Source organism: Stenotrophomonas sp. Bg11-02 (assembly GCF_002836635.1).
In the GTDB taxonomy this organism is placed as follows: Bacteria; Pseudomonadota; Gammaproteobacteria; order Xanthomonadales; family Xanthomonadaceae; genus Stenotrophomonas; species Stenotrophomonas lacuserhaii.
In genome coordinates this window covers 118,427-143,960 of the sequence record NZ_PJAY01000050.1, presented here as the reverse complement: position 1 = coordinate 143,960, position 25,534 = coordinate 118,427, and the positions used below count along the sequence as shown (strand labels likewise).

The following is a 25,534-nucleotide window of genomic DNA, read 5'->3' as shown; positions in this document are numbered from 1 at the left end:
CCTTAGACTCTGTCCGCATGTACCGGCTCGGCCGCTACCGCAAGCTGGCCATGACCCTGCTGGTGATGATCGGCGGGACCGCACTGTGCGCGGTATCGGCCGGGCATTTCGCCGGCCAGCGCGCGTTGGCCGGTGAGAGCGCGCAGGTGCGGCGCCAGTTGCAGCTCTACGGACAGGGGCTGCAGCAGCGGATCGACCGCTTCGGCACCCTGCCGCAGGTGATGGCACTGGATCCGGACCTGCTGGCCGCGCTGCGCAGCGCGCCCGATCCCGCCGACCGCCAGCGATTGAACCTGAAGCTGTCCCAGGCCAACCAGGTGACCCGTGCGTCCACCCTGACCCTGGTCGGGCGCGATGGCGTGGCGGTGGCGGCCAGCAACTGGGACCAGCCCTCCACCAACGTCGGCGAAGACTACAGCTACCGGCCGTATTACCTGCAGGCGATGGCGGCCGGCCACGGCCGTTTCTACGGCATCGGCATGACCACCGGCGTGCCCGGTTATTTCCTGTCCCACGCCATCGACGCTGCCGACGGCACCCGCCTGGGCGTGGTGGTGATCAAGATCGAACTGTCCGCGCTGGAACAGGAATGGGTGGCCAGCCCGGACATCGTGCTGGCCAGCGACAACCACGACGTGGTGTTCCTGTCCAACCAGGATCCCTGGCGTTACCGCCTGCTGCGGACGCTGGGCAGGGAAGAGCGCAGCGAGATGCTGGCCAGCCGCCAGTACGCAGACCGCGCGCTGCAGCCGCTGCGCGCGCGCACCGAGCGGGTGCTGGATGACGGTGGCCGGATCGTGCGCATGGCCGATCCGGCAATGCCCCGCGCGCTGCTGTGGCAGACCATCGACCTGCCCGAAGAAAACTGGCACCTGCACCTGCTGCACGATGCCAGCGCGGCCGGCGCGGTGGCCCGCAGTGCAGCCATTGGCGGCGGTGCGGCATGGTTGGCGCTGGGTTTCCTGGTGCTGTTCGTGCAGCAGCGGCGACGCCTTTCGGCGCATCGCCAGCGCAGCCGGCGCGAACTGGAAATCCTGCTCAAGCAGCATGCCCAGGAACTGCGCAGCGCGCAGGATGGCCTGCTGCAGGCCGCCCAGGATGCCGACCGCGGGCTGAGCCGCAGCCTGGAACACCTGCCGCAGGGCGTGGTGATCATCGACAGCCAGCAGCAGCTGGTCGCCTGGAATTCGCGCTACCTGGAGCTGTTCCGCTTCCCGCCGGGACTGGTGCAGGTGGGACGGCCGATCGAGGAGATTTTCCGCTTCAACGCGCGTCGCGGCCTGCTCGGGCCAGGGCCCGTCGACGAAGCCATCGAACGCCGCCTCAACCACCTGCGCAGCGGCCGCCCGCACATGCGCGAAAGCGAGAAAGACGACGGCACCGTGCTGGAGATCCGCGGCAACCCGCTGCCCGACGGCGGCTTCGTCACCAGCTATGCCGATATCACCAGCTACAAGAACGCCGCGCGCGAGCTGCGTTCGCTGGCCGATGCGCTGGAACACCGCGTGGCCGAGCGCACCCACGACCTGGACGAGGCGCGGCGCGAGGCCGAGCAGGCCAACCGCTACAAGACCCGCTTCGTCGCCTCGGCCGTGCACGACCTGCTGCAGCCGCTGAATGCCGCGCGCATGTTCGTGTCGGTGCTGCGCGGCAAGCTGGCCGATGACGAACAGCAACAGACCGCCGACCACATCGAAGCGGCGCTGTCGGCACAGGATGCGATCCTGGTCAGCCTGCTGGACATCTCCCGGCTGGAATCGGGCAGCCTGCAGACGCGGGTGCGGGCTTTCGCGCTGAACCCGCTGCTGGAGACGCTGGCCCGCGAGTTCGGCATCGCCGCCGAAGGCCGTGGACTGCAGTTGCACTGGGTCGCCACCGGCGCCGTAGTGGTCAGCGACGAGGCCCTGCTGCGGCGCATCCTGCAGAATTTCCTGTCCAATGCGCTGCGCTATACCCAGCGTGGCCGCGTGCTGCTGGGCTGCCGCCGCGAAGGCAGCCGCCTGTGGATCCAGGTCCACGACCAGGGCCCGGGCATCCCGGAAAGCCTGCACAAGGAAATCTTCGAAGAATTCCGCCGCCTGCATGATGGCCAGGAACGCGGCACCGGACTGGGCCTGGCGATCGTCGAACGCATCGGGCGCCTGCTGGGGCATCCGATCCGGCTGCGCTCGGTGCTGGGCAGCGGCACGATGTTTGAAGTGGCCGTGCCACTGGGCCGGGCGGATGAGGTGGTGGCCTCGGTGATGGTGCACGCGCCGGTGGTGGTGGAGACCACGGCAGACAGTCCACTGCGTGGACGCCGGGTATGGGCCATCGATGACGATGCGCATGTCAGCGCTGCCACGCGTGCCCTGCTGGAAAAATGGGGCTGCGATGTCGAGCAGTCCGAAGGCCCCCAGGCCGCGCTGGATGCTGCCCACGCCGGGCACGCACCGGAGCTGTTGCTGCTGGACGTACGCATGGGCGAGTTCCATGGGCCGACGCTGTATGAGGCGCTGTGCGAACGCTGGCAGGCGCGGCCGCCGGTGGTGCTGGTCACCGCCGAAGGCGATGACGCGCTCAGGGCGCTGGCCGCTGGCAACGGCTGGGGCTTCCTGGCCAAACCGGTGCGCCCGCCCGCGCTGCGTGCGCTGATGACCCAGTTGCTGCTGCGCCACCGCAGGTAGCACCCGTCAAAGGGGTAGCGCCGACCCAGGGTCGGCGAGCGCAGCGGCGCAGCCCTGTCCTGCCTTACACCAGTCCGGCGTCCCCTTCCGGCTCAAGCGCCTTCACCAGCACCGCGGCCTGCGTGCGGCTGTGGCACTCCAGCTTTTTTAGGATGGCGGTGACATGCACCTTCACCGTGTTCTCGGCAAGCCCCAGCGTGTAGGCAATCTGTTTGTTCAGCAGCCCATCGGCCAGGCACAGCAGCACGCGGAACTGCTGCGGCGTGAGCTGCGCAAGGCGGCTGGCCAGCAGTGCATCGGCGTCGGATCGCTCGGCCGCCATCGCAGGGAACCACAGCCCCCCATCGAGCACGGCCGCCACCGCCTCGCCGATGGTCTCCGGCGGCACCGATTTGGGGATGAAACCGGCGGCGCCGAACTGCTGCGCGCGGCGGATGACGCGCGGGTGGTCATTGGAAGAAAGGATCACCACCGGGATGTCCGGATGCGCGCCACGCACGTGCAGCAGCGCTGAAAACCCGTGCGCGCCGGGCATGGTCAGGTCCAGCAGCACCAGGTCCACGTCGGGGTGCTGGTCCAGCGCCTGCTCCAGCGCTTCGGCGCTGGCGACTTCGCGCACGTTGACCTGCGGCAGGCCCTGCCGCAGCGAATGGACCACGGCAGCGCGCAGCAGGGGATGGTCGTCGGCAACCAGCAGGTTCAGTTCGCTCATGCGCGCATTGTAGAGCCGACTTCAGTCGGCTGCGGCTGCCGGGCCACGCTGCCCTTGCATCGATGCCGGCTGGCGCGCCGGACGCATGCTGCTGTTCCATGCGTCCAGGAATTGCCGCCGCTTCAATGCATCGAGGTAGACCAGCAATCCAGGCCCGAGCTGGATCGGCCGCAGGTTGCGCTCCGGGCTGCCGTTGCGGCCCGCGCCGCCCCGCACGATGGGCATCAGCCGGGCTTCGCGGGACAGCACCTGCTGGCCGCGCGGGGACAGCAGATAGTCCAGGAAGCGCCGTGCCTCGACACTGTTGCGCGCGTTGCGCGGAATCAGCGCGGTGCGCAGCATCACCAGGGTGTAATCCTGCGGTTCGACGATGCCCAGCGGCTCGCCGTCATCGATGCGCGCCTGCGCGTAGGAGCCGAGCACGTTGTAGACCAGCGACAGCTCGCCGCTGCTGACCTTGTCCAGCAGCACGCCGGTACGCTCCTCCAGCAGCACCTGGTTGTCGCCGAGCGCACCCAGCAGCGCGCCGGCCATGCTGCCGCGCTGCGCATCCTGCGTGGCCAGCAGGTAGCCCACGCTGCTGCGGTTGATGTCATAGGTGCCGACCCGCCCACGCAGCGGCGCATCCGGCGCGCGCAACAGGTCCAGCAGTTGTCGCCGCGTCCGCGGCACGCGCGCGGCAGGCAGCGTGCGGGTGTTGTAGACCATCGCCACCGGCTCGTAGCTGATGCCGAAGGCCTCGCTGCGCCACTGCGCCCACGCCGGCAGCGCCTCGGTCTGTGGCGAGCGGTGCGCCAATGCATGCCCGTCGTTGACCAGCTTGGCCTGCAGGTCCATGCCACTGGAAATCAGCAGGTCGGCCGAGGCGGCCCCCTTCCGTTGGCGAAGGAAGCGCGCATGCAGGTCCTGGGTGATGATGTCTTCGTACACCACTTCCGTTCCCGGATGCAGGCGCTGGTAGTCGGCGATCACCACGGCGAATACTTCGATGTCGGTCGAGCCATGGATGCGCAGGTGCGCGTTGGCCGGGCCGGTGGCGGCGAAACGCTGCACGTCGCCGGGTGCGGCAGCGGCGTCCTGCATGGACAGCAGCAGGGCGAAAAGGGCAGACAGTCGGATCATGCAGGACTCCGGGGCAGCACGATGGTGGCCACCAGGCCCCCTTCGCGACGGTTGGAAAGATCGATCCGCCCACCGTGCGCATCCACCACGCGCTTGACGATGGCAAGCCCCAGCCCGGCCCCGCCGGCAGCGGCACCTTCGCCACGCGCGAAGCGCTCGAATACCCGTTCGGCATCGCCCGGGGCGATGCCCGGACCGTGGTCGGCGACGGTCAGCACGGCCTTGTCGCCATCAATGGTCAACGCCACCTGCAACGGGGCCGCCGCGCTGTACTTGATGGCGTTGTCGATCAGGTTCTTGATCGCTTCGCGCAGCAGCAGCGCGTCGCCCTGCACCCACACCGGCCCGGTGCTCATTGCAAGGTGCACGCGTGGGATCGGCTCGACCTGCGGCACGGCCTCGTGCAGCGCCTGGTGGACCGCTTCGGCAAGGTCGACCGGTGCATAGCGCTGCAGGTTGGCGCGATGGATCACGCTGGCGTCGCTGAGCAGCTGGTTGAGCAGCCGGCTCATGTGGCTGGCGTTGCGTTCGATCGCCAGCAGGCTGCGCCGCATGTCCTCGGGCTCTTCGTCATCCAGCGCCAGCTGCGCCTGCGCGCGCAGCGCCGCCAGCGGCGTGCGCATCTGGTGCGCGGCCTCGGCCATGAACGAACGCAGGGTTTCATTGCTGGTCGACAGCCGGCCCATGAAGCGGTTGAGCGCGGCGACCATCTGGTCCATCTCGCGAGGCACGTGCGCGTCCAGCGGACGCAGGTCCGATGGTTCTCGCCGCGACAGCTCGCGTTCCACCCGCACCAGCGGACGGAAGGCACGGTGTACGCCGACACCGACCAGCGCCAGCGACAACAAAGACAGCACGGTGATGGCCAGCAGCGCGCGGTTCACCATCTCCTGCGCGAGCGCTTCGCGCGCACGCCGGGTCTGCCCGACCTGCACCTGTACCTCGCCCTGCGCCGAGGGCGATGACAGGTTGCGCGCCACGACCACGAAACGCACGGTTTCCCCGCTGTAGGATGCATCGAACAAAGCCGGAGCGTCGCCGGATGGCTTCGCACTGCGCGGCGCGGACGGCAGGTCCCCATAGCCGGTGATCAGCATGCCGCGGCTGTCGGCCACGCGGTAGAACACCCGGTCCTGCGGTGCCATCGCCAGCAGGTCCAGCGCGGCATAGGGCAGGTCGACCTGCCACTGTCCGTCGACCAGCGCCACCGAATCGGCGATGGACAGCGCCGAAGACACCAGGAGGTGGTCGTAGGAACGGTTCGCCGCGCGTTGGCCGTAATCCCGTGCGGCGAACAACAGCGCCACGGCGAACACCGCCAGCAGCGCGCCCAGGTACAGGGTCAGGGTCCGCCGCAGCGACGCCGGCCGCTGCCGCTCACGCGGGCGCATCGCTACCCCCGTCGTTCGCGTCCACCGCTTCCAGCATGTACCCCACGCCGCGTACGGTGACGATGCGCAGCGGCGCGGAAGCCAGCTTGCGGCGCAGCCGACCGACATACAGTTCGATGGCATTCGGCCCGGCTTCGTCGTCGAAACCGAACAGCCCATTGCCGATTTCGTCCTTGCCGACCACCTGTCCCAGCCGGCCGACCAATATCTCCAGCAGGCGGAATTCGCGGTTGGGCAGTTCGATCAGTTCGCCGTCCACGCTGACGCGGTGTGCGGCGTTGTCGAACTGGAACCCGCCGATCTGCACCAGTTCGCTGGCCTGGCCGCGCGCGCGTCGCAGCAGCACGCGGCAGCGCGCTTCGAATTCGCGGAAATCAAACGGCTTGCCGAGGTAGTCATCGGCACCCACGTCCAGCGCCTGCACGCGGTCTTCGATGCCGTCGCGAGCGGTGAGCATCAGTACCGGGGTGCTGTCACCGCGTTCGCGCATGCCAGCCAGCACGCGCAGGCCGTCCAGCTTGGGCAGGCCGATGTCCAGCACCACCAGGTCGAACCTCTGGTAGCGCAGGACGCTGGCGGCGGCCAGTCCATCGGACTGCCAGTCCACGGCGTGGCCGTTGCGGCGCATGCGGCGGATGATGGCATCGGCGAGGTCCGGGTTGTCTTCGACCAGCAGCAGGCGCATGCGGTTGTCGGGTACGGGGGAATGGAGATGCTAACGCACGGGGGGTGGGTCGAACGGGTGATACCCCCTCGCGGCTGGCTTTGGAGCTGAGGCCATGGGTGTGCGACGGGTGGGTGGGGTTGGCAGGACACGCCGTGAACCCGTCCTTGGGGGCTCGCTGTTGCCCTCCATGGCAACAGACGGTCCTGCCAACCCCACCCACCCGTCGCCCTGACAGGTTCCGGTGGCCGGCAGCCGCGTTGAACAAAGAAGAGCGGTAGCGACGGCCCGCAGGGTGCCGGGCAGGATGCCCGGCATCGCCATGCTCGGCTGGCGGATCGGCTGGCGGAATCGCGGGGGTTTCGCTGCGCTGCACAAACCGCTGACAGGTGAATGACAGCTTGCTGGGTCGAGACTGCGGCCTCGCATCCGTTCCGGGTGCCCACGTTGGCCGCGCGCCGGGCGCGCACCTGGGAGGGTTTGTGGAAGTATTTTCTGTTCGTTGGTCGAACATGGGGTCGTGCGCGGTGGCTGCCTGCGCCGTGTTTGCTGCTGCGCCGGTCTTTGCCGCCGACGATGAGCGGCCGGTCACCGCCGAGATCGGTGGCCGCCTGCACCTGGATTTCGCCAGCTTCGACAACGACGGACGCGGCACGCCGAACAAGGATGACACCGAGGTGCGGCGTGCGTGGCTTGACGTATCCGGCAAGCTTTTCGTGGTCGACTACAAGATGGAAGCCGACTTCTCCGGCGACCGCGTTGAAGCCAAGGATGTGTACCTGAGCCGCAGCTTCGGCGATGCCGGCCGGCTCACCGTCGGTCAATTCAAGCAGTACTTCTCATTGGATGACCGCACCGGTTCCAACTACGGCAGCTTCCTGGAACGCGGCAACGCGGGCACCTCGCTGGCGCCGCTGTACCGGCTGAGCGCTTCCTGGCAGGCCGATCCGGGCGACTTCACCTGGGCGGCCAGCCTGTACAGCCTGGAAAGCATCGATGCCTGGCAGGTCAAGGGTCGCGCCGCCGGTGGCCGTGCCACGTGGGCGCCGAGTCCCGCTGCCGGCGACGTGCTGCACCTTGGCATCTCGGCGGCACGCGAGCTGTATGACAACCCCGGCGCCAGCGGTGCCCCGGGGTTGCGCATCCGTCCGCGCCCCGCCGGCCACCTGTCCGATGAGAGCCGCCTGACCCTGGTCGATTTCTCCGCAGGCCGCGATACCGACGTGGACAAGTGGTCGCTGGAGTACGCACAGGTGCGTGGGCCGTGGTCCTGGCAGGGCGAGTTCAGCGGCGCCACGTTCGACGATGGCCTGCAGCGCGGCAAGGTGCTGGCCGGCTACGGCATGCTGAGCTGGTTCGTGACCGGCGAATCGCGCGGCTACGATCGCAGGACCGGTCGCTTCGCCCGCATCAAGGACATCCACCACAGGGCCGGCGCCGTCGAACTGGCGCTGCGCTACGACCAGATGCGCGGTGACCAGCACCTGGTCGGCCTGCCGGACCTGCGCGAGGGCAGCACCGAGGCCTGGACACTTGCTGGCAACTGGTACCTGCGCGACAACCTGCGCTTCATGCTCAACCTGATCGAAAGCCGCAACCGCGACCGCCTGGCCGACGTCACCGTCGACCGCACGCGCGCGGTCACCGGCCGTCTCCAGTTCGATTTCTGACGCTCCCCGCTCTCCCCTCCCCCTTCCGCACTAACCCGCAAGGAGTCCGCAGATGATGCTCAGCATCCTCGGCTTTGGCATGGTCATTACGTTCATGTACTTGATCATGAGCAAGCGACTGTCGCCGCTGGTCGCCCTGATCACCATCCCGATCATCTTCGCGCTGCTGGGCGGCTTCGGCGCCGGCATCGATGAAATGATGCTCGACGGTATCAAGAAGATCGCGCCCACCGGCGTCATGCTGATGTTCGCCATCCTGTACTTCGGGGTGATGATCGATGCCGGCCTCTTCGATCCGCTGGTACGGATCATCCTCAACGTGGTCAAGGGTGATCCGCTGAAGATCGTCATGGGCACCGCCGTGCTGGCGATGCTGATCTCGCTGGATGGCGATGGCTCCACGACGTACATGATCACGGTCTCAGCGATGCTGCCGCTCTACCGGCGGCTGGGCATGAATGCCTTGAACATGACCTGCGTGACCATCCTGGCGGGCGGTGTCATGAACCTCACCCCGTGGGGCGGACCGACCGCGCGTGCGGCCACCGCGTTGCACGTCGACCCGGCCGACGTGTTCGTGCCATTGATTCCCTCCATGGTGATCGCCTGCGCCGGCATCCTGCTGCTGGCGTGGTACCTGGGCATGAAGGAGCGCCGTCGCCTGGGCGTGGTGACCCTGCCGCAGGGCGGCTCGTGGATGGACTCCAGCGTGTCCGACGACGGCGATGCGCTGCCGACCGTCGAAGATGCCGAAGACATCAAGCGTCCCAAGCTGCTGTGGGTCAACTTCGGCCTGACCGCTGCGCTGATGGCCGCGCTGATCATGGGCCTGCTGCCGATGCCGATCCTGTTCATGGTGGGCTTCGCCATTGCGCTGGTGATCAACTACCCGAACCTTGCCGAGCAGCGCCGTCGCGTGGTCAACCATGCCGGCAACGTGCTGTCGGTGGTCTCGCTGATCTTCGCCGCTGGCATCTTCACCGGCATCCTCAACAACACCGGCATGGTCGAAGCGATGTCGCACAGCTTCCTGGCGATCATCCCGGAAAGCTGGGGCCCCTACCTGGCGGTGATCACCGCGCTGGCCTCGATGCCGTTCACCTTCTTCATGTCCAACGATGCCTTCTACTTCGGCGTGCTTCCGATCCTGTCCGAGGCCGCCGGCAACTACGGCATCACGCCGGTGGAAATGGCCCGCGCTTCGCTGGCAGGCCAGCCGGTGCACCTGCTCAGCCCGCTGGTGCCCTCGACCTACCTGCTGGTCGGACTGGCCAAGGTGGAGTTCGCCGACCACCAGAAGTTCACCCTGAAATGGGCGGTGATGATCTCCCTGCTGCTGATGGCCGGCAGCCTGCTGTTCGCGCTGTACCCGCTGGCCGCCTGATGCGGCCCTGCTACATCACCAGGAGAACCCGATGACCCTTCGCATTGCATACGTAACCAGTGGCATGGGCAGTGTCGGCACTGCGATCTGCCAGACCCTGGCGCGCTCGGGCCACACGGTGGTGGCCGGCTGTGCGCCGAACTCACCGCGCAAGGCCGGCTGGCTGCGCGAGCAGCGTGACCTCGGCTTCGACTTCATCGCCTCCGAAGGCAATGCAACCGATTGGAGCTCCACCGCGTCCGCCTTCACCAAGGTGCGCGCCGAAGTCGGCGAGGTCGGTGTACTGGTCAACAATTCCGGCGGCAGCCGCGATGTGCTGTTCCGCCAGATGAGCGCCGATGACTGGAATGCGGTGATGGCGTCCAACCTCAACTCGCTGTTCAACATCACCAAGCAAGTGGTCGACGGCATGGCCACGCGCGGCTGGGGACGCATCATCAACATCGGTTCGGTCAGCGCGCACAAGGGCCAGATCGGCCAGGTCAACTTCGCCACGGCGAAGGCGGCGATGCACGGTTTCAGCCGCGCGCTGGCCGCGGAGGTCGCCGCCCGTGGGGTCACGGTCAACACCATCTCACCGGGTTACATCGCCAGCCAGGCGATCAGCAGCTTCCCGCCGGACGTGCTGGACCGGCTGGCCGCCTCGGTGCCTATCCGTCGTCTCGGCAAGCCGGAAGAAGTGGCCGCGCTGTGCGGCTGGCTGGCATCGGATGAAGCGGCGTACGTGACCGGTGCGGACCATGCGGTCAACGGCGGTCTGTACATGGGGTGATGCAGCCGGGCGGATCCGGTGGCTGGCGCTGGGCTCGCCGTCCCTCGGTGGTGACGGCCGCTGGCTGTCTGCTCCTGCTGTCGGTGGGTGACGACCGTTGGTCGTCACGACCTTGCCCTGCCGCTGCGCTCGCCGAGCATGGCTCGGCGCTACTCTTGCGTGCGGCGCGGTCCTTCGGCATAAAGCGAACGCCGTCGCAGTTGCACGCATTCTACGCTTCACCGTCAAAAAGCCGTCATTTCCGCTTCGCATAGTGGTTGGTGACCTGCAGCCCGCAGGCCTTTCCCCTCATGCAACGGAACGACATGCAGACCCGACACCTGACGATTGCCGTGGCGATCGCGCTTTGCGCCGCCAACGCCCACGCCGCCGGCGAATCCAACGCCGATACCGCCGTCACGGCGCAGACGCTGGATGCCGTGTCGGTGATCGGCCAGGGTGAAACCCGCCAGGTGCAGCGCATCACCCCCGTGGACAAGCAGGTCCTGCCGCCCGGCACCAGCGGGCAGAAGATCCTCGATCGCCTGCCCGGCGTTTCCGTGCAATCCAATGATGCCTTCGGTGCCAACGAGGAATCGCAGACCATCAGCCTGCGCGGCTTCGACAAGAGTCGCCTCGGCTATACGCTCGATGGCATCCCGCTGGGTGACAACAGCTACGGCAACTACAACGGACTGAGCATTGCGCGCGCCTTGATCGCCGAGAACCTGGCCGGTGCCGAGCTGTCGCAGGGCATCGGGTCGCTGGGCGTGGCGTCCACCAGCAACCTTGGTGGTGCGATCCAGTACTTCTCGATGGACCCGTCCACTGAATTCGGCGGGCGTGCCAGTATTACCGCAGGCGATGACAACCAGCGCCGTGGTTACCTGCGCGTAGACACCGGGGACATCAACGGGTTTTCCGCCTATGTATCCGGCGTGCACCAGGACGCGGACATGTGGGCGGCGCCGTATCAGAACCAGACGACGCGACAGTTCAACGCCAAGGCCGTCTGGCATGTGGGGGACAACCGTTTCGGTGCGTTCGCCGCGACCTCGCGCGCCAGCCAGGCGAACTATGCCTACCTGTCCAAGAGCATGCTCGAACGCGGCCTGGGTTACGACTGGAACATCTATGCACCCGACTGGGAGCGGGCCGTCGCCGCAGCCTACTGCGCGCCGGCTACGCGTGATCCGGCACGCTGTGCGTTCAGCGGCGGCGTCAACAGCATCGACGATGCGTACTACCAGAGCCGTGCGCTTCGCGATGACAACCTGTATTCGCTGGACGCCGATCTGAAGCTCGGCGAAAGCGCAGGGCTGAAACTGCTGGCCTACCATCACGACAACCGCGGCCAGGGCCACTGGTGGGCACCGGGCCAGCCCTCTCATCCGGGCACCGACCGCGAGATTCCGATCTCGATCCGCAGCACCAACTACACCATCAACCGCCAGGGCCTGACTGCAGCGTTGACCTGGAACCTGGGTATCCACGAACTGGAAGCCGGGCTCTGGTACGAGAAGAACGACCATAACGTAGAGCGCAATTTCTACTACATCGACGGCCCGTTCCTGGACGACACCTACCTCAACCATCCGGACCGCCGCCTGTTCGACCAGGACTTCGATATCCGTACCCGTCAGTTCTATGTGCAGGACCGCATGCGCTTCATGGACGACCGGATGACAGTGGACGTGGGCATCAAGAGCCCCAACACCCGGATGACCGCCAACGCCAGGCCGGGCACCGAATCGAGCTATGCCTCCGGCACGTTGACCGCCAAGGAATCGGTGCTGCCGCAGGCCGGCATCAGCTTCAAGCTGAGTTCCCGCCAGGAAGTGTTCGCCTCGTATGCCGAAAACATCGCCGCCTTCGTCGGTGGCGGCAGTGGCGGCCCCCTGCAGGTATCGCCGGAGTCCTTCCCTGCCAGCGTGGATGACCTGGAGCCGGAAAAGTCGCGCACGTTCGAAGCCGGTTTCCGTCGCTTCGGCGACAAGTACCAGGCCTCGCTGGCGGCCTACCACGTGATGTTCGACAACCGCCTGCTGTCGCTCAACCCCTGTACCAGCATCGAAGTGGGCACGCGGCCGGAATGCATCACCCGCTTCATCAATGTGGGCTCGGTGAAGAGCCAGGGCGCCGAACTGACCCTCATCCTCAAGCCGGTCGACGGGCTGCAGTGGTACAACGCGCTGTCGTGGAACAAGACCACCTACGAGGACGACTACACCTCCGGTGGTGCGATCGTACCGGTGGCGGGAAAGATCACCGTCGATACGCCGCAGCGCATGGCGTCCAGCGAACTGAGCTGGAACCGCGACGGCTTCTTCGCCAGCGTGCGCGCCAAGTACACCGGCAAGCGCTATTACACCTATACCAATGACCAGTCGGTACCGGGCGTGACCACTTTCGATGCAGGCCTCGGCTATTCCTTCGGCCCGGGCATGGGCCTGCGCGACATCAAGGTATCGCTCAACGCCACCAACCTGACCAACAAGCGCTACGCAGGGCAGTTGAGTTCGTTCGCGCCGACCGATCCGACCGGGACCCGTTATGCGATCCACGCCAGCGCACCGCGGCAGGTGTTCATGACGGTGGGGGTTGATTTTTAGTCTTAGGCGGGGCGCGTTGGGTCATGGGTTGAGGCGAGGGAGGGTAATGCGCGGGACACGCCGTGAATCCGTCCTTGGAGGCTGCGTCGCCGCTTGCTCGTGTGCGCTGTCCTGCGCACACGGCAAGACCGGGGTTGGGCTCCTGCCCAACCCGTCGGGCGCATGCGCCCGACCCATGCGGCTCAGCGTCCCGCGCATCACCCTCCCCCGCCTCCGGACAGTGCGCTGCCGCCGCCGGGTTGGGGAGGAGAAGAGCAGAAGCAGAAGCAGAAGCAGAAGCAGAAGCCGCCGAGCATGGCTCGGCGCTACCGCTTTTTCTTTTTCTTTTACGTGGCGGGCGGCCACCGGAATCTGTCCGGGCGGCGGGCGGTGGGGCTGGGCGGGGGCGTTGAGCGCCATGGATGGCGCGAAACGAGGCCCGCAGGATGCGGCTTCTGCCGTCCCCCGACCAGCCCCACCGCCCGGCGCCAAACCAGCAGCTCCAAATGCCACCCGCCACGAGGGGGTCCAACCCGTTCGACCGGGTCACTCCGGTGACAACTGATCCATCCGTATCCGATTGGCGAACAACGAAAACGCCAGCATCCCCGCCAGCCCATTGGCCCGGCTCACCCAGTGCGGCAGCCAGCGCGGCGGCTGCAGTATCCCCGCCTCGAACAACGGCGCGAAGGTGATCGCATCGGTCAGCGTCATCTTGCCGGCGAACAACCAACGGCATACCTGCAGGCGGTCTTCGGCCAACATGTGGCGGAAGAACGTATGCACCGATACCAGTCCACGCAGGTAAACCGTGTCCTTGGTGAAAGCCATGCCGCCGCTGGGCGGAACGCCGCGAAACACGCGCTGGGCTGAAGCGAAGCTCTCCTCGAGGTTCTGCCCGGCATCGCAGAAATAGCGGAACACCTCGATGAAGTCCGCCCCCTCGCGGGCCATCGCAATGGCTTCGGTGCGCAGGCTGATGCGTTTCAGCCGCTCGATGTCGATGCTGCCGGTGATCTGCTCGGCGAAGGTGGCCAAGCCTTCCTGGGTGGCGGTGACGCGCGGGGATGACAATGCCAGGCTCGGCAGGACATGCTGCTCCCGGCCGTTCAACGCCGTCAGCGAGTGCACCAGCGCTTCGTGGTGGAACAGCTGTGCGCGATCGTACGCACTGAAGCGGGCGCTGGTGCGCAGGCGGATGCGGGTCGGCCCGGCGGCTGCCTTGGACACCAGCCCGGGGTCCAGTTGCACCTGGATGATGCGGGATTCGAAGAACGCGTCCAGGTCACTCTGCAACTGCAGCTGCAGCGCGGTAGCCGAGACCGGGACCTGCTCTTCCGGGGCCAGCAGCTCGTGGTCCAGTTCGGCGGCGATCTGGATGAAATGACGCGCGGCGTCGCGCGTGCTGGGCCCGTTGCCGGGCAGCGGCTGCTCGGGCGAACCGAACAACTGCACTGAACACGCATCCACCGCGGCGGTGCCCAACCCTTCCAGCAACTGCGCGGCCAGGTCCCAGCTCTGCGCGGACTGCTGCACGTAACGGCCCAGCGGATGGTCGGCATCGCATTCGGCGGTCAGCGCCGCCAACGCGCGCCGCGCATCGCTGAAATCCAGCTTGGGGTAATCCACCTGGGGCAGCCGCGGCTGGCCACTGGCCACGCTGGCCAGGAACGGGGACTGCAGGGCCGCCGGCCAACTGGTCAGTCCCAGCAGCCGGATGCCGCCTACGGCCTCGACCAGCCGCGCATCCAGCGCGGCATGGTGGGCCACTTCATGGTCTAGCGTCGCGCCTGGATCCATGGGTCAACTATAGCCTGAGGCGGTAACGGCGTGACGACCAACGGTCGTCACCCACAAGATGGTCGTCAGCCACAAGATGGTTGTCACCCACAACGACGGCCAGCGGCCGTCACTATCGGCGGCGCGGCGCCTTGCCTGCGCCACGACGGGCCGCGGTGCGGCGTTCCTGCGCCGTCTCAGCCTGGCGTACCGCCAGCTTTGCCGCTGCGGCAGCGACTTCTTCCTTCAGCTTGAAGTAGTTCAACACGCGGGTTTCTTCGATGTCGCCCTCTTCGATCGCCGCACGGACCGCACACCCCGGTTCCTGCTGGTGCAGGCAATTGCGGAACCGGCACTGTGCCGCCAGCGCTTCGATATCGGCGAAGCCGCCTTCGGCCAGCGTCTCTTCGCCGGTCGGCTTCAGTTCGCGCATGCCGGGCGTGTCGATCAGGCAGGCACCCATCGGCAACGGCATCAGCGCGCGATGCGTGGTGGTGTGGCGGCCGCGCGAATCGTTGGAGCGCACCGTGTTGGTCTTCATCCGCTGCTCGCCGAGCAGGGTATTGGTCAGGGTCGACTTGCCCGCACCCGAAGAGCCCACCAGCACCACCGTATGCCCCGCGCCCAGCCACGGATGCAGGGTCGCCACGCTGGCCGGATCCAGCCCGTTGACCGCCCGCAGCGCGATGCCCTGCGCCTTCAATTCTTCCAGCACCGCCAGCGCGTCTTCGGTGTACTCGGTCTGGTCGGCCTTGGTCAGCACCACCACCGGCTCGGCGCCGCCGCCGCCCACCAGCAGCAGGTAACGCTCGATCCGCCGCGGATTGAAATCGGCATCCAGGCCGCAGACGATGAACACCGTATCGACGTTGGCCGCGATCACCTGCTGGTGGTAATGCTCCCCCGCCGCGCCACGCTTGATCGCGGTGCGCCGCGGCAGCAGCGCGACGATGCGCACGCCCTCCAGCAGCACCCAATCGCCCACCGCGGGGCGCTCATGGCTGGGAAAGCGCGGACGCTGCCATTCCGGCAGGGATTCGGCCTTGATCGACGCGTCCGGGCCATCGGCGACCACGTAATGGGTGCGATGCTGCTCGATCACCCGCGCAGGCCGCGCCTGTGGATGGGTCGCCATCGCGGCCTGCCAGTCCGCCTGGTCGGCGTTGGCGGGCGGGCCGGGCCAAGGCCAGCCAATGGTCTGCAGTGCGGGGTAATCAGGGGTATCGGTCATCGTCCGCATTCTACCGGCAGCGCGCCTTGCGGGCGTGGGCGCTGGCCGGCGGAGACCCTTGCCATGCATCGCAGCAATTCAGCTAGTATGGGTCTTCCACGCCCATCGACGGCCCGTCTGCCATGTCCACCCCCACGCCCAAGCCCCTGGCCATCCGTGAGCGCCTTTCCGAAGTGCGCTACGAGATCCGAGGAGAGCTGGCGCGGCGAGCGCGGGAACTGGAAGCGCAGGGCCGCACGCTGATCAAGCTGAACATCGGCAACCCCGGCAACTTCGGCTTCCGCGCGCCGGAGCACCTGCAGCGCGCCATCGCCGATGACATGGGCCGCACCGATCCCTACACCCACCAGCAGGGCCTGCCGGAAGCACGCGAGGCCATCGCGGCCGCCTACGCGCGTCGCGGCGCCCCCGACGCGCACCCGGACCGGGTATTCATCGGCAACGGCGTCAGCGAACTGATCGACCTGTCGCTGCGGGCGCTGCTCAATCCCGGTGACGAAGTGCTGGTGCCCTCGCCCGATTACCCGCTGTGGTCGGCCGCGACCATCCTCAACGACGGCCGCCCGGTGTATTACCGCTGCGCCCCGGAAAACGGCTTCCAGCCGGACCCGAGCGAGATCGAAGCACTGGTGTCCTCGCGTACCCGCGCCATCGTGCTGATCAACCCGAACAATCCCAGTGGTGCCAGTTACTCGCGCGAACTGCTCGAACGCATCGTCGCCATCGCGCGCAAGCACAACCTGCTGCTGATGGTCGATGAAATCTACGACCAGATCCTGTACGACGACGCCGTCTTCCAGCCCGTGGCACCGCTGGCGGGTGACCAGCCGTGCATCACCTTCAGCGGCCTGAGCAAGGTGCACCGTGCCTGCGGCTGGCGCGTGGGCTGGGCGATGCTGTCCGGCGAAGCCGAGCGGCTGGGCGAGTTCCGCGCCGCGATGGACCTGCTCAGCGCGCTGCGCCTGTGCGCCAACGTGCCCGGCCAGTACGCCATCGATGCGGCTGTCAACGGTCCCGATACGATCACCCCGCTGTGCAGCCCCGGTGGCCGCCTGTACGAGACCCGCCGCGCGGTGATCGAAGCCTGCGCGGCCAGCGAACACCTTTCGCTGGTGGCGCCAGCCGGGGCGCTGTATGCCTTCCCGGCCGTGGTCGGCGATGCGGCCCGTGGCCTGGACGACCACGATCTCGCGTTGGAACTGATGAACGACGAGGGCGTGCTGGTGGTACCCGGCTCCAGTTTCAACGTGCCCTACCGACACCATTTCCGCGTCACCCTGTTGCCCGAAGCGGCGGTGATGCGCGAGGTGTTCTCGCGGATCGACCGCGCGCTGGCACGCCGCGCCGAAGCCAACCGCAAAGTGGTAACGCTGAAGCCGCGCCGCTCGGCCGTCGCCTGACTGCGATGGCACTCACCTGGCTGGCCTTGGGCGATTCCTACACGATTGGCGAAGGCGTTCCGGCGGAAGGCCGCTGGCCGCATCAGCTGGCGGCGTTGCTGCGCGCACGCGGCATCGCGCTGCAGGAGCCACGGACCATCGCCACCACCGGTTGGACCACCGATGAGCTGGACGCTGGCATCGATGCCGTTGCACCGGACGGTCCGTTCGATTTCGTCAGCCTGCTGATCGGGGTCAACAACCAATACCGCGGTCGGTCACTGCAGGAGTACCAGCAGCAATTCATCGCCCTGCTGCAGCGTGCGCTGGCGTTTGCCGGCGGCAGGCCGTCGCGGGTGCTGGTGCTGTCCATCCCGGACTGGGGCGTCACCCCGTTCGCGCACGATCGCGACCGCGCCGCCATTGCCGAGGCGCTGGATGGCTACAACCATGCCGCGCAGGCGATCTGCAACGCGCTCGGAATCGCCTACGTGGACATCACCGATCTCTCGCGCCAGCACGGCGCGGAAGCGGCGATGCTCGCAGACGACGGCCTGCATCCTTCGGCGCGGATGTATGCGTTGTGGGCGCAGCGGGCCCTGCCGCTGGCCGAGCGCCTGCTCGCCTCCGCCGCCTGAACCGGTGACCGGCGCGCTGCCCACGGCGCATGCGCCGGCCTCTTCGCTGGACACCGCCGAGGCAACGGCCATCGCCCGCGCTTTCCTGCCGGAACGCAGCTGGGGCAACCGCAGCACCTACTACTACGTGCGCGCCAAGCTCGGCAGCGACCCGCTCTACAACGGCGTGCTGCAGGCCCTGCCGGACGATCACCTGCCGCTGCTCGACCTGGGCTGCGGGCTGGGCCTGCTGGGCCACGTCGCGCGCCTGCGCGGCCGAATGCAGCCCTACCTGGGCGTGGACCTGGACGCCGGCAAGATCGATCGCGGTGCGCGTGCGGTCCGCCGCGCGGAACTTCACGCACTGGACCTTCGCCACCTGGACATCCAGCAGCCGCTGCCACGCCACAGCGGCCATGTAGCGGCGCTGGACGTGCTGCACTACCTGGATGCACACGCCCAGGCCAGCCTGCTGCAGGCGGCGGCCGCGCGCGTGGCGCCCGGCGGGACACTGGTACTGCGCAGTCCGCTGGATACCGGCGATGGCCGCGACCGCGCCACGCGCCTGACCGACCGGCTGGGCTGGCTGTCCGGCTGGATGCGTACCCGCCCACGCCACTATCCAACCGCCGGTGCGCTGCAACGCCTGCTCGACAAGGCCGGCCTGGTCGCCGAAGCGCCGCGCGCACTGCGCGGGCGTACTCCCTTCAACAGTTGGCTGCTGGTGGCCAGGCGCCCACCCGTGGCGCGCTGACCTGCCGCGTCAGGGGCCTGCCGGCAACCGCGCCTGCAGCCTGCGCTCGTGCAGTGCCTGCAGCACCCCTTCGATGATCTGCAGGTTGTGGCCGTGTCCACTGCCTTCGTGCAGCAGCACGATCGCGCCGGGCTTCAGGTCCGGCAGCAGCCGCGCCAGCACCTGCGCGGGTGTGCAGTCCACCCCATCGAAACCGCGCGCGCTCCAGCCCACCCGGATCAGCCCCAGATGCTGCACCACCGGCCCCACGAACGGATTGGTCATGCCCACCACCGAGCGGTACCAGCGCGTGGGCCGCCCGGTGATCGCCTGCAGCGCCTGCTGGCAGTGGCCGATCTCGCGGGCCATGGCGGCCGGCCCCAGTCGCCAGAAACGCGCCTGCGGGTGGCTGTGGCTGTGATTGCCCACGTCATGGCCACGGCGGATCAGATCGCGCACCAGCTCTGGATGGGCCAGCGCGCGCTCGCCCACCAGGAAGAAGGTCGCCTTGGCCTGGTAGCGGTCAAGAAGATCCAGCACGGCGGGCGTATCCCTTCCGGGGCCGTCATCGATGGTCAGCCAGACCGCCTCGCCGGCCTCGGCCAGGCGGCTGGTGACCGGGGTGTAGAAGCGGCAGTTGGGCAGGAATACCGGCAGCAGGAACAGCGCATGGCTGGCCAGCAGCAGGGCCAGTCCCCAGCCCCAGCCGGCAAGGATCCACACCGCCAGGGCAAGCAGCTGGGACAGCGCGAAGCCCAGCAGCGCGCGCCAGGGCCAGCGCGGGGGGCAATGCAGCGTTTCTACCGTGGTCATGCCCCATGATGCCACGGGGGGTAGAATCAGCGGTTCGATATCACCGGATTTCCACCGCCATGTCCCTCGATCCCGCCCTGCGTTCGCGCATCGAAACCCTCCTCGCCAACGACCGCGTCGTGCTGTTCATGAAGGGCCAGCCGTCCATGCCGCAGTGTGGCTTCTCGGCCAAGGCCGTCGGCGCACTACAGGACCTGGGCGTGGAGTTCGGCCACGTCAACGTGCTGGCCGACCAGGAGATCCGTGAAGGCATCAAGCAGTACGGCGACTGGCCGACCATCCCGCAGCTGTACATCGACGGCGAGCTGGTCGGTGGCAGCGACATCATCCTGCAGATGGCCTCCAGCGGTGAGCTGAGCAGCGTGCTCGGCCTGGCCGCCCCGGACCGCACGCCGCCGTCCATCACCGTGACCCCGGCCGCCGTGGAAATGCTCAAGGGTGCCCTGGCTGACTCGCCCGGCGCGGCCCTGCAGCTGGGCATCGATGCCCGCTTCCAGCCGAACTTCCAGCTGGCCCCGTTCGACGAGGGCGCGATCGCGGCCGAATCCAACGGCCTGCGCGTGCAGTTCGACCTGGCCAGCGCGCGGCGCGCCGACGGCATCACCATCGACTGGGTGGATGACATCCGCGGCAAGGGCCTGGCCATCGACAACCCGAACGCCCCCAAGGCCATCACCGAACTGTCGGTGCGCGACGCCGACGACCTGGTGCGTGCCGGCACCGTGCTGCTGGTGGACGTACGTCCGTCCGAAGAGCGTTCGATCGCCGCCGTCGGCGTGCCGTTCAAGGTCTTCGATGGCAATGGCCGTGCCGAGCTGGAAGCCCTGCCCAGGGACACTGCGCTGGCCTTCCTGTGCCACCACGGCGGTCGCAGCGCGCAGGCGGCCGAACAGTTCCGTGCACTGGGGTTCACCAAGGTGCACAACGTGACCGGCGGCATCGATGCCTGGTCCGACGAGGTCGACAACGGCGTGCCGAAGTACTGATCCGGCGTTTCACGCAGTCCCGTAACGATCTGGAAAACGCCGGCATCCGCCGGCGTTTTCCATTGAAGCGCCTCAACCCGCGAAGCCGCCCTCGGCCAGGAAATCCATTTCTTCCATCGTGGTCATCCGGCCCAGCACCGCATTGCGGTGCGGGAAGCGCCCGAAGCGCCGGATGATGTCGCGGTGCAGCTCGGCGAACTGCAGGTATTGCTTGTCGCCGAGCACGTCGAACATCGCCACCGAACGGTCCTGGTCCTGCAGCTCTTCGGAGTGTTCGAACGGCAGGTAGACGAACGCCCGCAGCTTGGGCAGCAGCTCCAGGTCCAGGCCCTCTTCCACCGCGCGCATCGCGTAGTGCCGGGCCAGCCCATCGGTGGCATACGAATGGGCGGTGCCGCGGAAGCAGTTGCGCGGGAACTGGTCCAGCAGCAGCATCAGCGCCAGCGCCCCTTCGGCGGTTGACAGCCAGTGCTCGCGGGCACGCGCCGCCGCCGCATGGTGTTCCTCCAGGAACAGCGCACGGAAGCGCGCGTCGAAGGCGTCGTCGCGCGCGAACCATTTCGCCGGCCCTGCCTCGTTCCAGAACGCCACTACCTGCGCTGCGGTCTGCATATCCTGCTCCACGGGCTGCATCGGGGCGCCCTGCCCATTGCCGGTCATTCGTCGAACCGCAGGTGGCGGACCGATTTGCCATTGCGCCGGATCAGCCTCAAGGCCTCGATGCCGATCTGGATATGGTTGTCCACGAACTGCGAACTCACCTTGGCATCGGAGGCTTCGGTCTTCACCCCATCGGGGATCATCGGCTGGTCGGAGACCAGCAGCAAGGCCCCCGTCGGGATGTGGTTGGCGAAGCCCGCCGCGAACACGGTGGCGGTCTCCATGTCGATGGCCATGCAGCGCATGCTGCGCAGACGCTCCTTGAAGGCTTCATCGTGCTCCCATACGCGCCGGTTGGTGGTGAACACGGTGCCGGTCCAGTAGTCGTGGCCGAGGTCACGGATCATCGTGCTGACCGCCCGCTGCAGCGCGAACGCCGGCAATGCCGGCACTTCCGGCGGCAGGTAATCGCTGGAGGTGCCTTCACCGCGGATCGCCGCGATGGGCAGCACCAGGTCGCCCAGCTGGTTCTTGCGCTTGAGCCCACCGCACTTGCCCAGGAACAACACCGCCTTGGGCATAACCGCAGAAAGAAGATCCATGATGATGGCCGCGTTCGGGCTGCCCATGCCGAAGTTGATCATGCTGATGCCATCGGCGGTGACGCTGGCCATGGGCCGGTCCAGGCCCACCACTGGTGCGCCGGTCAGCTGCGCGAAGGCATGCAGGTAGCCGCTGAAGTTGGTCAGCAGGATGTGCTGGCCGAACTGGTCCAATGGCACGCCGGTGTAGCGCGGCAGCCAGTTGTCGACGATGTCCTGCTTGGTCTTCATGTGGCGGTCTTGGCGAACGTCAGGGCACGATTCTGCGAGAGGCGCGGCACAGAGTCGAGCATCGCCGGTGCGGAACCAAAAAGGGCGGCCCGTGGGCCGCCCTCGATCACGCATGGATCAGGCGTAGATCAGAACCGCACCGACCAGCGTGCATTGACCCCATGGTCGCGGCTTTCATCGCCGAACTGGCCGTTGTAGCCCAGTTCCAGCTGCTGGCGCGGGCTCAACCACGCCGACAGGCCCAGCTCCGCCACCACCGCGCTGTCGGCGATCGGCGCGCCGCTGACGACAAAGCTGCTGCCGCCCTCGAAGGCCAGCTGCGCCAGTCCATCGCGGTCACCAGAGGCGCGGCGATAGCCCACCCCGCCCACCACATGCAGCCACGCGTCCTGCTGGAACGCTGCCTTCAGCCCCTTGTCGAAACGCACGCCGGCGGTGGCCACGGTGGTCGCGGTGTCGGCCACCCGGCCGGTCAATGCGGCTGCACCGCCCTGCTCGCGCACATCGTCCACGTCTACTTCGACACGGGCGAGCTGCAGGTACGGCTCCAGTCCGCCCTGGGTGCCGCCGAAACGGTAACCGGCTTCGATGAAGGCCTGCTTCGTCTTCGCCTCGTAGCTGGCATCCAGCGCGTCGCCGTAGCCGGCGAAGGCCACCTGGCGGCTGCTGTCGATGTCATGCCGGCTGTAACCGAGGCCACCACGCAGACCGAACGCGCCCCAGCTGTGGCCGGCGTACAGGCCCACGTGGGTGTTGTCGATGCGCGCCTTGGCCGAGCGCCCCTGCGCCTGCTTGGTGTCGGTGCGGCCGTTGCCCAGCAGCAGGCCGAGCTGCCAGCCGCCGATGTCACGATCGATGCCGACCAGCAAGCCGCTGGTGTTGGACCGGGTACGTGCCGTGTTGGCATCGCCATCCAGATTGCCGCTGCCGCCGATGGCCTGCACCCACGCACCGGTGGCCTGGCTGCCGTCGTCCTGCGGCGAACGTGCGCCTACCGCACGGCTCAGTGCCGCATCGCGCACGTAACGGCTGCTTTCCACCAGCGCCAGCGGCGTGGCGGCATGCAGTTCACCGCTCAGGCCATCCAACGCCGCACCGACCTGCTGTGGGAACAGCAGGGTCAACGGCTTCGGCAGGCCCTGGTCCACGCCAAGCGCATCAGCCGAACCGGCCACCGCGCGCTGGTTGGCGGTGGTCGCCGCACTGGCCAGCAATTGGCCACGGGTGACCTCGATGTTGATGCCATTGCTGCCGTAGCCCACGCCGAACTGCAGGAACGGCGAGAACGCGCTGAAGTCGGTTGTGGCGAACCGGCCCTGCACCCCGCCATCGGCCTGGATGACGTTGAACTGCTCGCCCAGGTAGTAGATGCCCGCTTCCGGCAGCGCCTTCAGCGTGCCATCCAGCGAGGCGGTACCGCTGACGCGCAGCAGGTCGCTGCTGCCACCCGGCGACAGTTCGGCCAGGTAGACGCCGCTGGCGGTCTGCACGTAATCGCCATCGATGTTCAGCGTGCCGATCGAGTTGCCCGGCGCGATGATGCCGGCCACGCGCGTATCGCCCAGCGTACCAATGCCCTGCAGCAGGCCATTGGCCCCCACCACGGTGGAACCGCCGGTCTGCGTGCCGTTGAATGACAGCATGCCGCCGTTGATCGACAGCGATGCCCCCTCCAGCAGCGCGCCTGCGGCGACCAGCCCGCTGCCGCCGCGAACATCCAGGTCGGTATCCACCAGGCTGCCGTTCAAACGCAGCTGGCCACCCTGCACCACCACCGCATCGGTCAGCGTGTTGACACCGTCCAGCTCCAGGATGCCTTCGCGCAGCACCACGCCATTGAAGCTGTTGTCACCGCTCAGGCGCAGCCAGCCGCTGCCGGACTTGGTCAGCGCACCGGGGCCGCCGATGTCGTTGGTCCAGTCGTCCCACGCATCGCCTTCCCACACCTTCAGGCCGCCGGCCGCGGTGTTCATGACCACGTGGGTGTCCACCCGCAGCTGGCCATAACCTTCGATGGCCCTTTCCAGGTTCACCAGGCCCCAGCCGTAGACATCGTCCACGCCTTCGGCGCCCAGGTCGGTGGCGGTGGTCAGCAGCACGTCGCGCACCTGCGCGTTGTCCAGGTACGGGAAACGTTCGAACAGCAGGCCCAGCGCGCCGGTGACGTGCGGGGCCGCCATCGAGGTGCCGCTCATCTGTTCGTAGGTGTAGCTGGGCACGCGCTGCAGCGCGTCCAGCAGCACGTTCTGGTTGTCATCGGTGGCCAGCTGGCCTTCCAGTCCTTCCGAACCGTACGAGGTGGAAATGATGTCGCTGCCCGGCGCGGCCAGGCACCAGTTCGCCGCCAGCCCGCAGCGGTGCGACAGGTCGCTCAGCTGCAGGTTCTGGTCGAGGTTCACCACCGCAAGCCAGTACGGTTCGATGTCCGCGAAGGCGCGCGGCAGCGTGGCATACACGCCGGCCAGCGGAGCCTCTTCCGGGCTGGGGTTGTAGGCGGCGGAGTTGCCGGCTGCCCACACCTGGATCATGCCGGCCTGGCGCGAGCCTTCGGCGAAGATATCCAGATAGGCGCGGTCGCCTTCATGGTTGTAGATCTCATCGAACTGCTCGACGGTCTCCGGCTCGCTGCCCAGGCCCCAGCTGTGATTGATCGCGCGCACGCCCTGGGCGTTCATCTGTGAATACATGCTGGCGAAGGCATCTTCGCTCGGTCCGACCTGCGGGAACACAGCGCCTTGGCGGTAGTAATTGTCCGATCCCAGGTACCACTCGACATAGCTGTCGAAGAACAGCTTGGCCGCGGCCAGGTCCGCGCCGAAGGCCACGCCATGCATGCCGCTGCCATCGCGGTTGGCGGCAATGGTGCCCGATACATGCGTGCCATGGGTGTTGAAGGTCAGGCCGTACGGCGCACCGGCACCGATCAGGAAGGCGATGTCTTCCTCGGTCAGGCCGTAATCGAAGCCGATGGCCTCCAGCGCCACCACATCACCGTCACTGGCGAAGCAGGCGTCCGGCCCCCACAACGCGTTGACGTTGGTGCACGAGGTGCCATCGGGCAGCAGGTCGGCGATGCGGATGCTGCTGTGGTTCTTGCCGGCGAACTCATCGTGCGCCAGGCCACTGCCACTGTCGAACACGCCCAGCCGGATCCCCTGGCCGGTCAAGCCGCGCGCATAGGCGGCATCGGCGTTCATCGCAGCCAGGCCCCAATCCACCTGGAACTCGTCGGTCTGCCAGCTTTCGCGGTTGCCAGCGGTGCCCATTACCGGAGCGGTTTCGGTGGCCGCTGCCAGTGCGGTCGCAGCCGAACGCGCAACGCTGGCCGAAGGCACCGATGCGGCAGCTGCCTGCACGCTGCGCAGCTGCTGGTACCGGTCAAGCTGCGCATCCTGCGGCTGCGCCAGTGCAGGCATCGCGGCAGCCACCAGCAAGGATCCGGCGATGGCCGACGCAAGCAACGAAGGAAGGGGGCGTCGCGACGAAGAAGAAGTACGGAACAACGTGGTACCGATCATGGTTGGATCTATTCCTTGATTACGTGGTTCATCCTGGGTGCGCGCGGCCATTGGAGCTCGCGGCGACCCACACGGCGGACAGCGCTTGGGGCCA

General features: G+C 67.5%; 19 protein-coding genes. 9 read left to right on the top strand and 10 right to left on the bottom strand.

Annotated elements, in window-relative coordinates; genetic code table 11:
* Window positions 1–17 precede the first annotated feature (17 nt).
* Complete coding sequence (locus CXG43_RS05175) at window positions 18–2,666, top strand: PAS-domain containing protein (protein WP_101098977.1); 2,649 nt, start codon at window positions 18–20, stop codon at window positions 2,664–2,666.
* A 64-nt stretch (window positions 2,667–2,730) separates the two neighbouring features.
* On the opposite strand, the gene CXG43_RS05170 is transcribed toward CXG43_RS05175, so the two are convergent.
* The 4 genes from CXG43_RS05170 to CXG43_RS05155 are packed head-to-tail and all read right to left on the bottom strand — an operon-like array spanning window position 2,731 to window position 6,576.
* Window positions 2,731–3,378, bottom strand: a complete 648-nt coding sequence (locus CXG43_RS05170) for a response regulator transcription factor (RefSeq protein WP_042614680.1) — start codon at window positions 3,376–3,378, stop codon at window positions 2,731–2,733.
* 21 nt (window positions 3,379–3,399) lie between these two features.
* The gene (locus CXG43_RS05165) at window positions 3,400–4,500 is read right to left on the bottom strand and encodes an ABC transporter substrate-binding protein (RefSeq protein ID WP_101098976.1); all 1,101 of its coding nucleotides are present in this window, start codon (window positions 4,498–4,500) and stop codon (window positions 3,400–3,402) included.
* Window positions 4,497–5,891 (bottom strand): sensor histidine kinase, encoded by a 1,395-nt coding sequence (locus tag CXG43_RS05160; protein ID WP_101098975.1) that lies wholly within the window; start codon window positions 5,889–5,891, stop codon window positions 4,497–4,499. The genes CXG43_RS05165 and CXG43_RS05160 overlap by 4 nt, the downstream gene beginning before the upstream one ends.
* Window positions 5,878–6,576, bottom strand: coding sequence for a response regulator transcription factor (locus tag CXG43_RS05155; RefSeq protein ID WP_101098974.1), 699 nt, complete (start codon window positions 6,574–6,576; stop codon window positions 5,878–5,880). Before CXG43_RS05155 ends, CXG43_RS05160 begins: the two co-directional genes overlap by 14 nt.
* Before the next feature lie 491 nt (window positions 6,577–7,067).
* Here CXG43_RS05155 and CXG43_RS05150 point away from each other — a divergent pair, with 491 nt between their 5' ends.
* From CXG43_RS05150 to CXG43_RS05135, 4 genes are all read left to right on the top strand, one after another.
* Window positions 7,068–8,225 (top strand): porin, encoded by a 1,158-nt coding sequence (locus CXG43_RS05150; protein ID WP_101098973.1) that lies wholly within the window; start codon window positions 7,068–7,070, stop codon window positions 8,223–8,225.
* 55 nt (window positions 8,226–8,280) lie between these two features.
* Window positions 8,281–9,609, top strand: coding sequence for a CitMHS family transporter (locus CXG43_RS05145; RefSeq protein ID WP_101099034.1), 1,329 nt, complete (start codon window positions 8,281–8,283; stop codon window positions 9,607–9,609).
* 31 nt (window positions 9,610–9,640) lie between these two features.
* Window positions 9,641–10,381: an acetoacetyl-CoA reductase gene (gene phbB, locus CXG43_RS05140; protein WP_101098972.1), complete on the top strand. Its 741-nt coding sequence runs from the start codon at window positions 9,641–9,643 to the stop codon at window positions 10,379–10,381.
* Window positions 10,382–10,686: 305 nt separating this feature from the next.
* Window positions 10,687–12,972 (top strand): TonB-dependent receptor, encoded by a 2,286-nt coding sequence (locus CXG43_RS05135; protein WP_101098971.1) that lies wholly within the window; start codon window positions 10,687–10,689, stop codon window positions 12,970–12,972.
* Between the two features lie 525 nt (window positions 12,973–13,497).
* On the opposite strand, the gene CXG43_RS05130 is transcribed toward CXG43_RS05135, so the two are convergent.
* Both CXG43_RS05130 and rsgA read right to left on the bottom strand, forming a co-directional pair.
* Window positions 13,498–14,751 (bottom strand): flavohemoglobin expression-modulating QEGLA motif protein, encoded by a 1,254-nt coding sequence (locus CXG43_RS05130; protein ID WP_101098970.1) that lies wholly within the window; start codon window positions 14,749–14,751, stop codon window positions 13,498–13,500.
* 112 nt (window positions 14,752–14,863) lie between these two features.
* Complete coding sequence (gene rsgA, locus CXG43_RS05125; protein WP_101098969.1) at window positions 14,864–15,961, bottom strand: ribosome small subunit-dependent GTPase A; 1,098 nt, start codon at window positions 15,959–15,961, stop codon at window positions 14,864–14,866.
* A 122-nt stretch (window positions 15,962–16,083) separates the two neighbouring features.
* On the opposite strand from rsgA, the gene CXG43_RS05120 reads away from it, so the two are divergent.
* Genes CXG43_RS05120 through CXG43_RS05110 form a run of 3 tightly spaced genes read left to right on the top strand, consistent with a single transcriptional unit; the run spans window position 16,084 to window position 18,711 of the window.
* Window positions 16,084–17,361: a pyridoxal phosphate-dependent aminotransferase gene (locus CXG43_RS05120; protein WP_101098968.1), complete on the top strand. Its 1,278-nt coding sequence runs from the start codon at window positions 16,084–16,086 to the stop codon at window positions 17,359–17,361.
* 5 nt (window positions 17,362–17,366) lie between these two features.
* Window positions 17,367–17,978, top strand: coding sequence for an SGNH/GDSL hydrolase family protein (locus CXG43_RS05115; RefSeq protein ID WP_101098967.1), 612 nt, complete (start codon window positions 17,367–17,369; stop codon window positions 17,976–17,978).
* Between the two features lie 4 nt (window positions 17,979–17,982).
* On the top strand, window positions 17,983–18,711 hold the full coding sequence (locus CXG43_RS05110; RefSeq protein ID WP_232767607.1) for a methyltransferase domain-containing protein: 729 nt from the start codon (window positions 17,983–17,985) through the stop codon (window positions 18,709–18,711).
* A 9-nt stretch (window positions 18,712–18,720) separates the two neighbouring features.
* Here the strand turns inward: CXG43_RS05110 and CXG43_RS05105 are convergent, their stop codons facing one another.
* Window positions 18,721–19,503 carry a polysaccharide deacetylase family protein gene (locus CXG43_RS05105; protein ID WP_101098965.1) on the bottom strand — a complete coding sequence of 261 codons (783 nt, stop codon included), beginning with the start codon at window positions 19,501–19,503 and terminating at the stop codon, window positions 18,721–18,723.
* A gap of 59 nt (window positions 19,504–19,562) precedes the next feature.
* Here CXG43_RS05105 and grxD point away from each other — a divergent pair, with 59 nt between their 5' ends.
* Entirely contained in the window at window positions 19,563–20,489 is a 927-nt protein-coding gene (gene grxD / locus CXG43_RS05100) for a Grx4 family monothiol glutaredoxin (protein ID WP_101098964.1), read from the top strand.
* A gap of 72 nt (window positions 20,490–20,561) precedes the next feature.
* Here the strand turns inward: grxD and CXG43_RS05095 are convergent, their stop codons facing one another.
* From CXG43_RS05095 to CXG43_RS05085, 3 genes are all read right to left on the bottom strand, one after another.
* Window positions 20,562–21,101, bottom strand: a complete 540-nt coding sequence (locus CXG43_RS05095) for a DUF924 family protein (RefSeq protein ID WP_101099033.1) — start codon at window positions 21,099–21,101, stop codon at window positions 20,562–20,564.
* A 44-nt stretch (window positions 21,102–21,145) separates the two neighbouring features.
* A complete protein-coding gene (locus CXG43_RS05090) occupies window positions 21,146–21,922 on the bottom strand; it encodes an AMP nucleosidase (RefSeq protein ID WP_101098963.1) in 777 nt (258 codons plus the stop codon).
* A 128-nt stretch (window positions 21,923–22,050) separates the two neighbouring features.
* Complete coding sequence (locus tag CXG43_RS05085) at window positions 22,051–25,440, bottom strand: autotransporter serine protease (protein ID WP_101098962.1); 3,390 nt, start codon at window positions 25,438–25,440, stop codon at window positions 22,051–22,053.
* Window positions 25,441–25,534 lie beyond the last annotated feature (94 nt).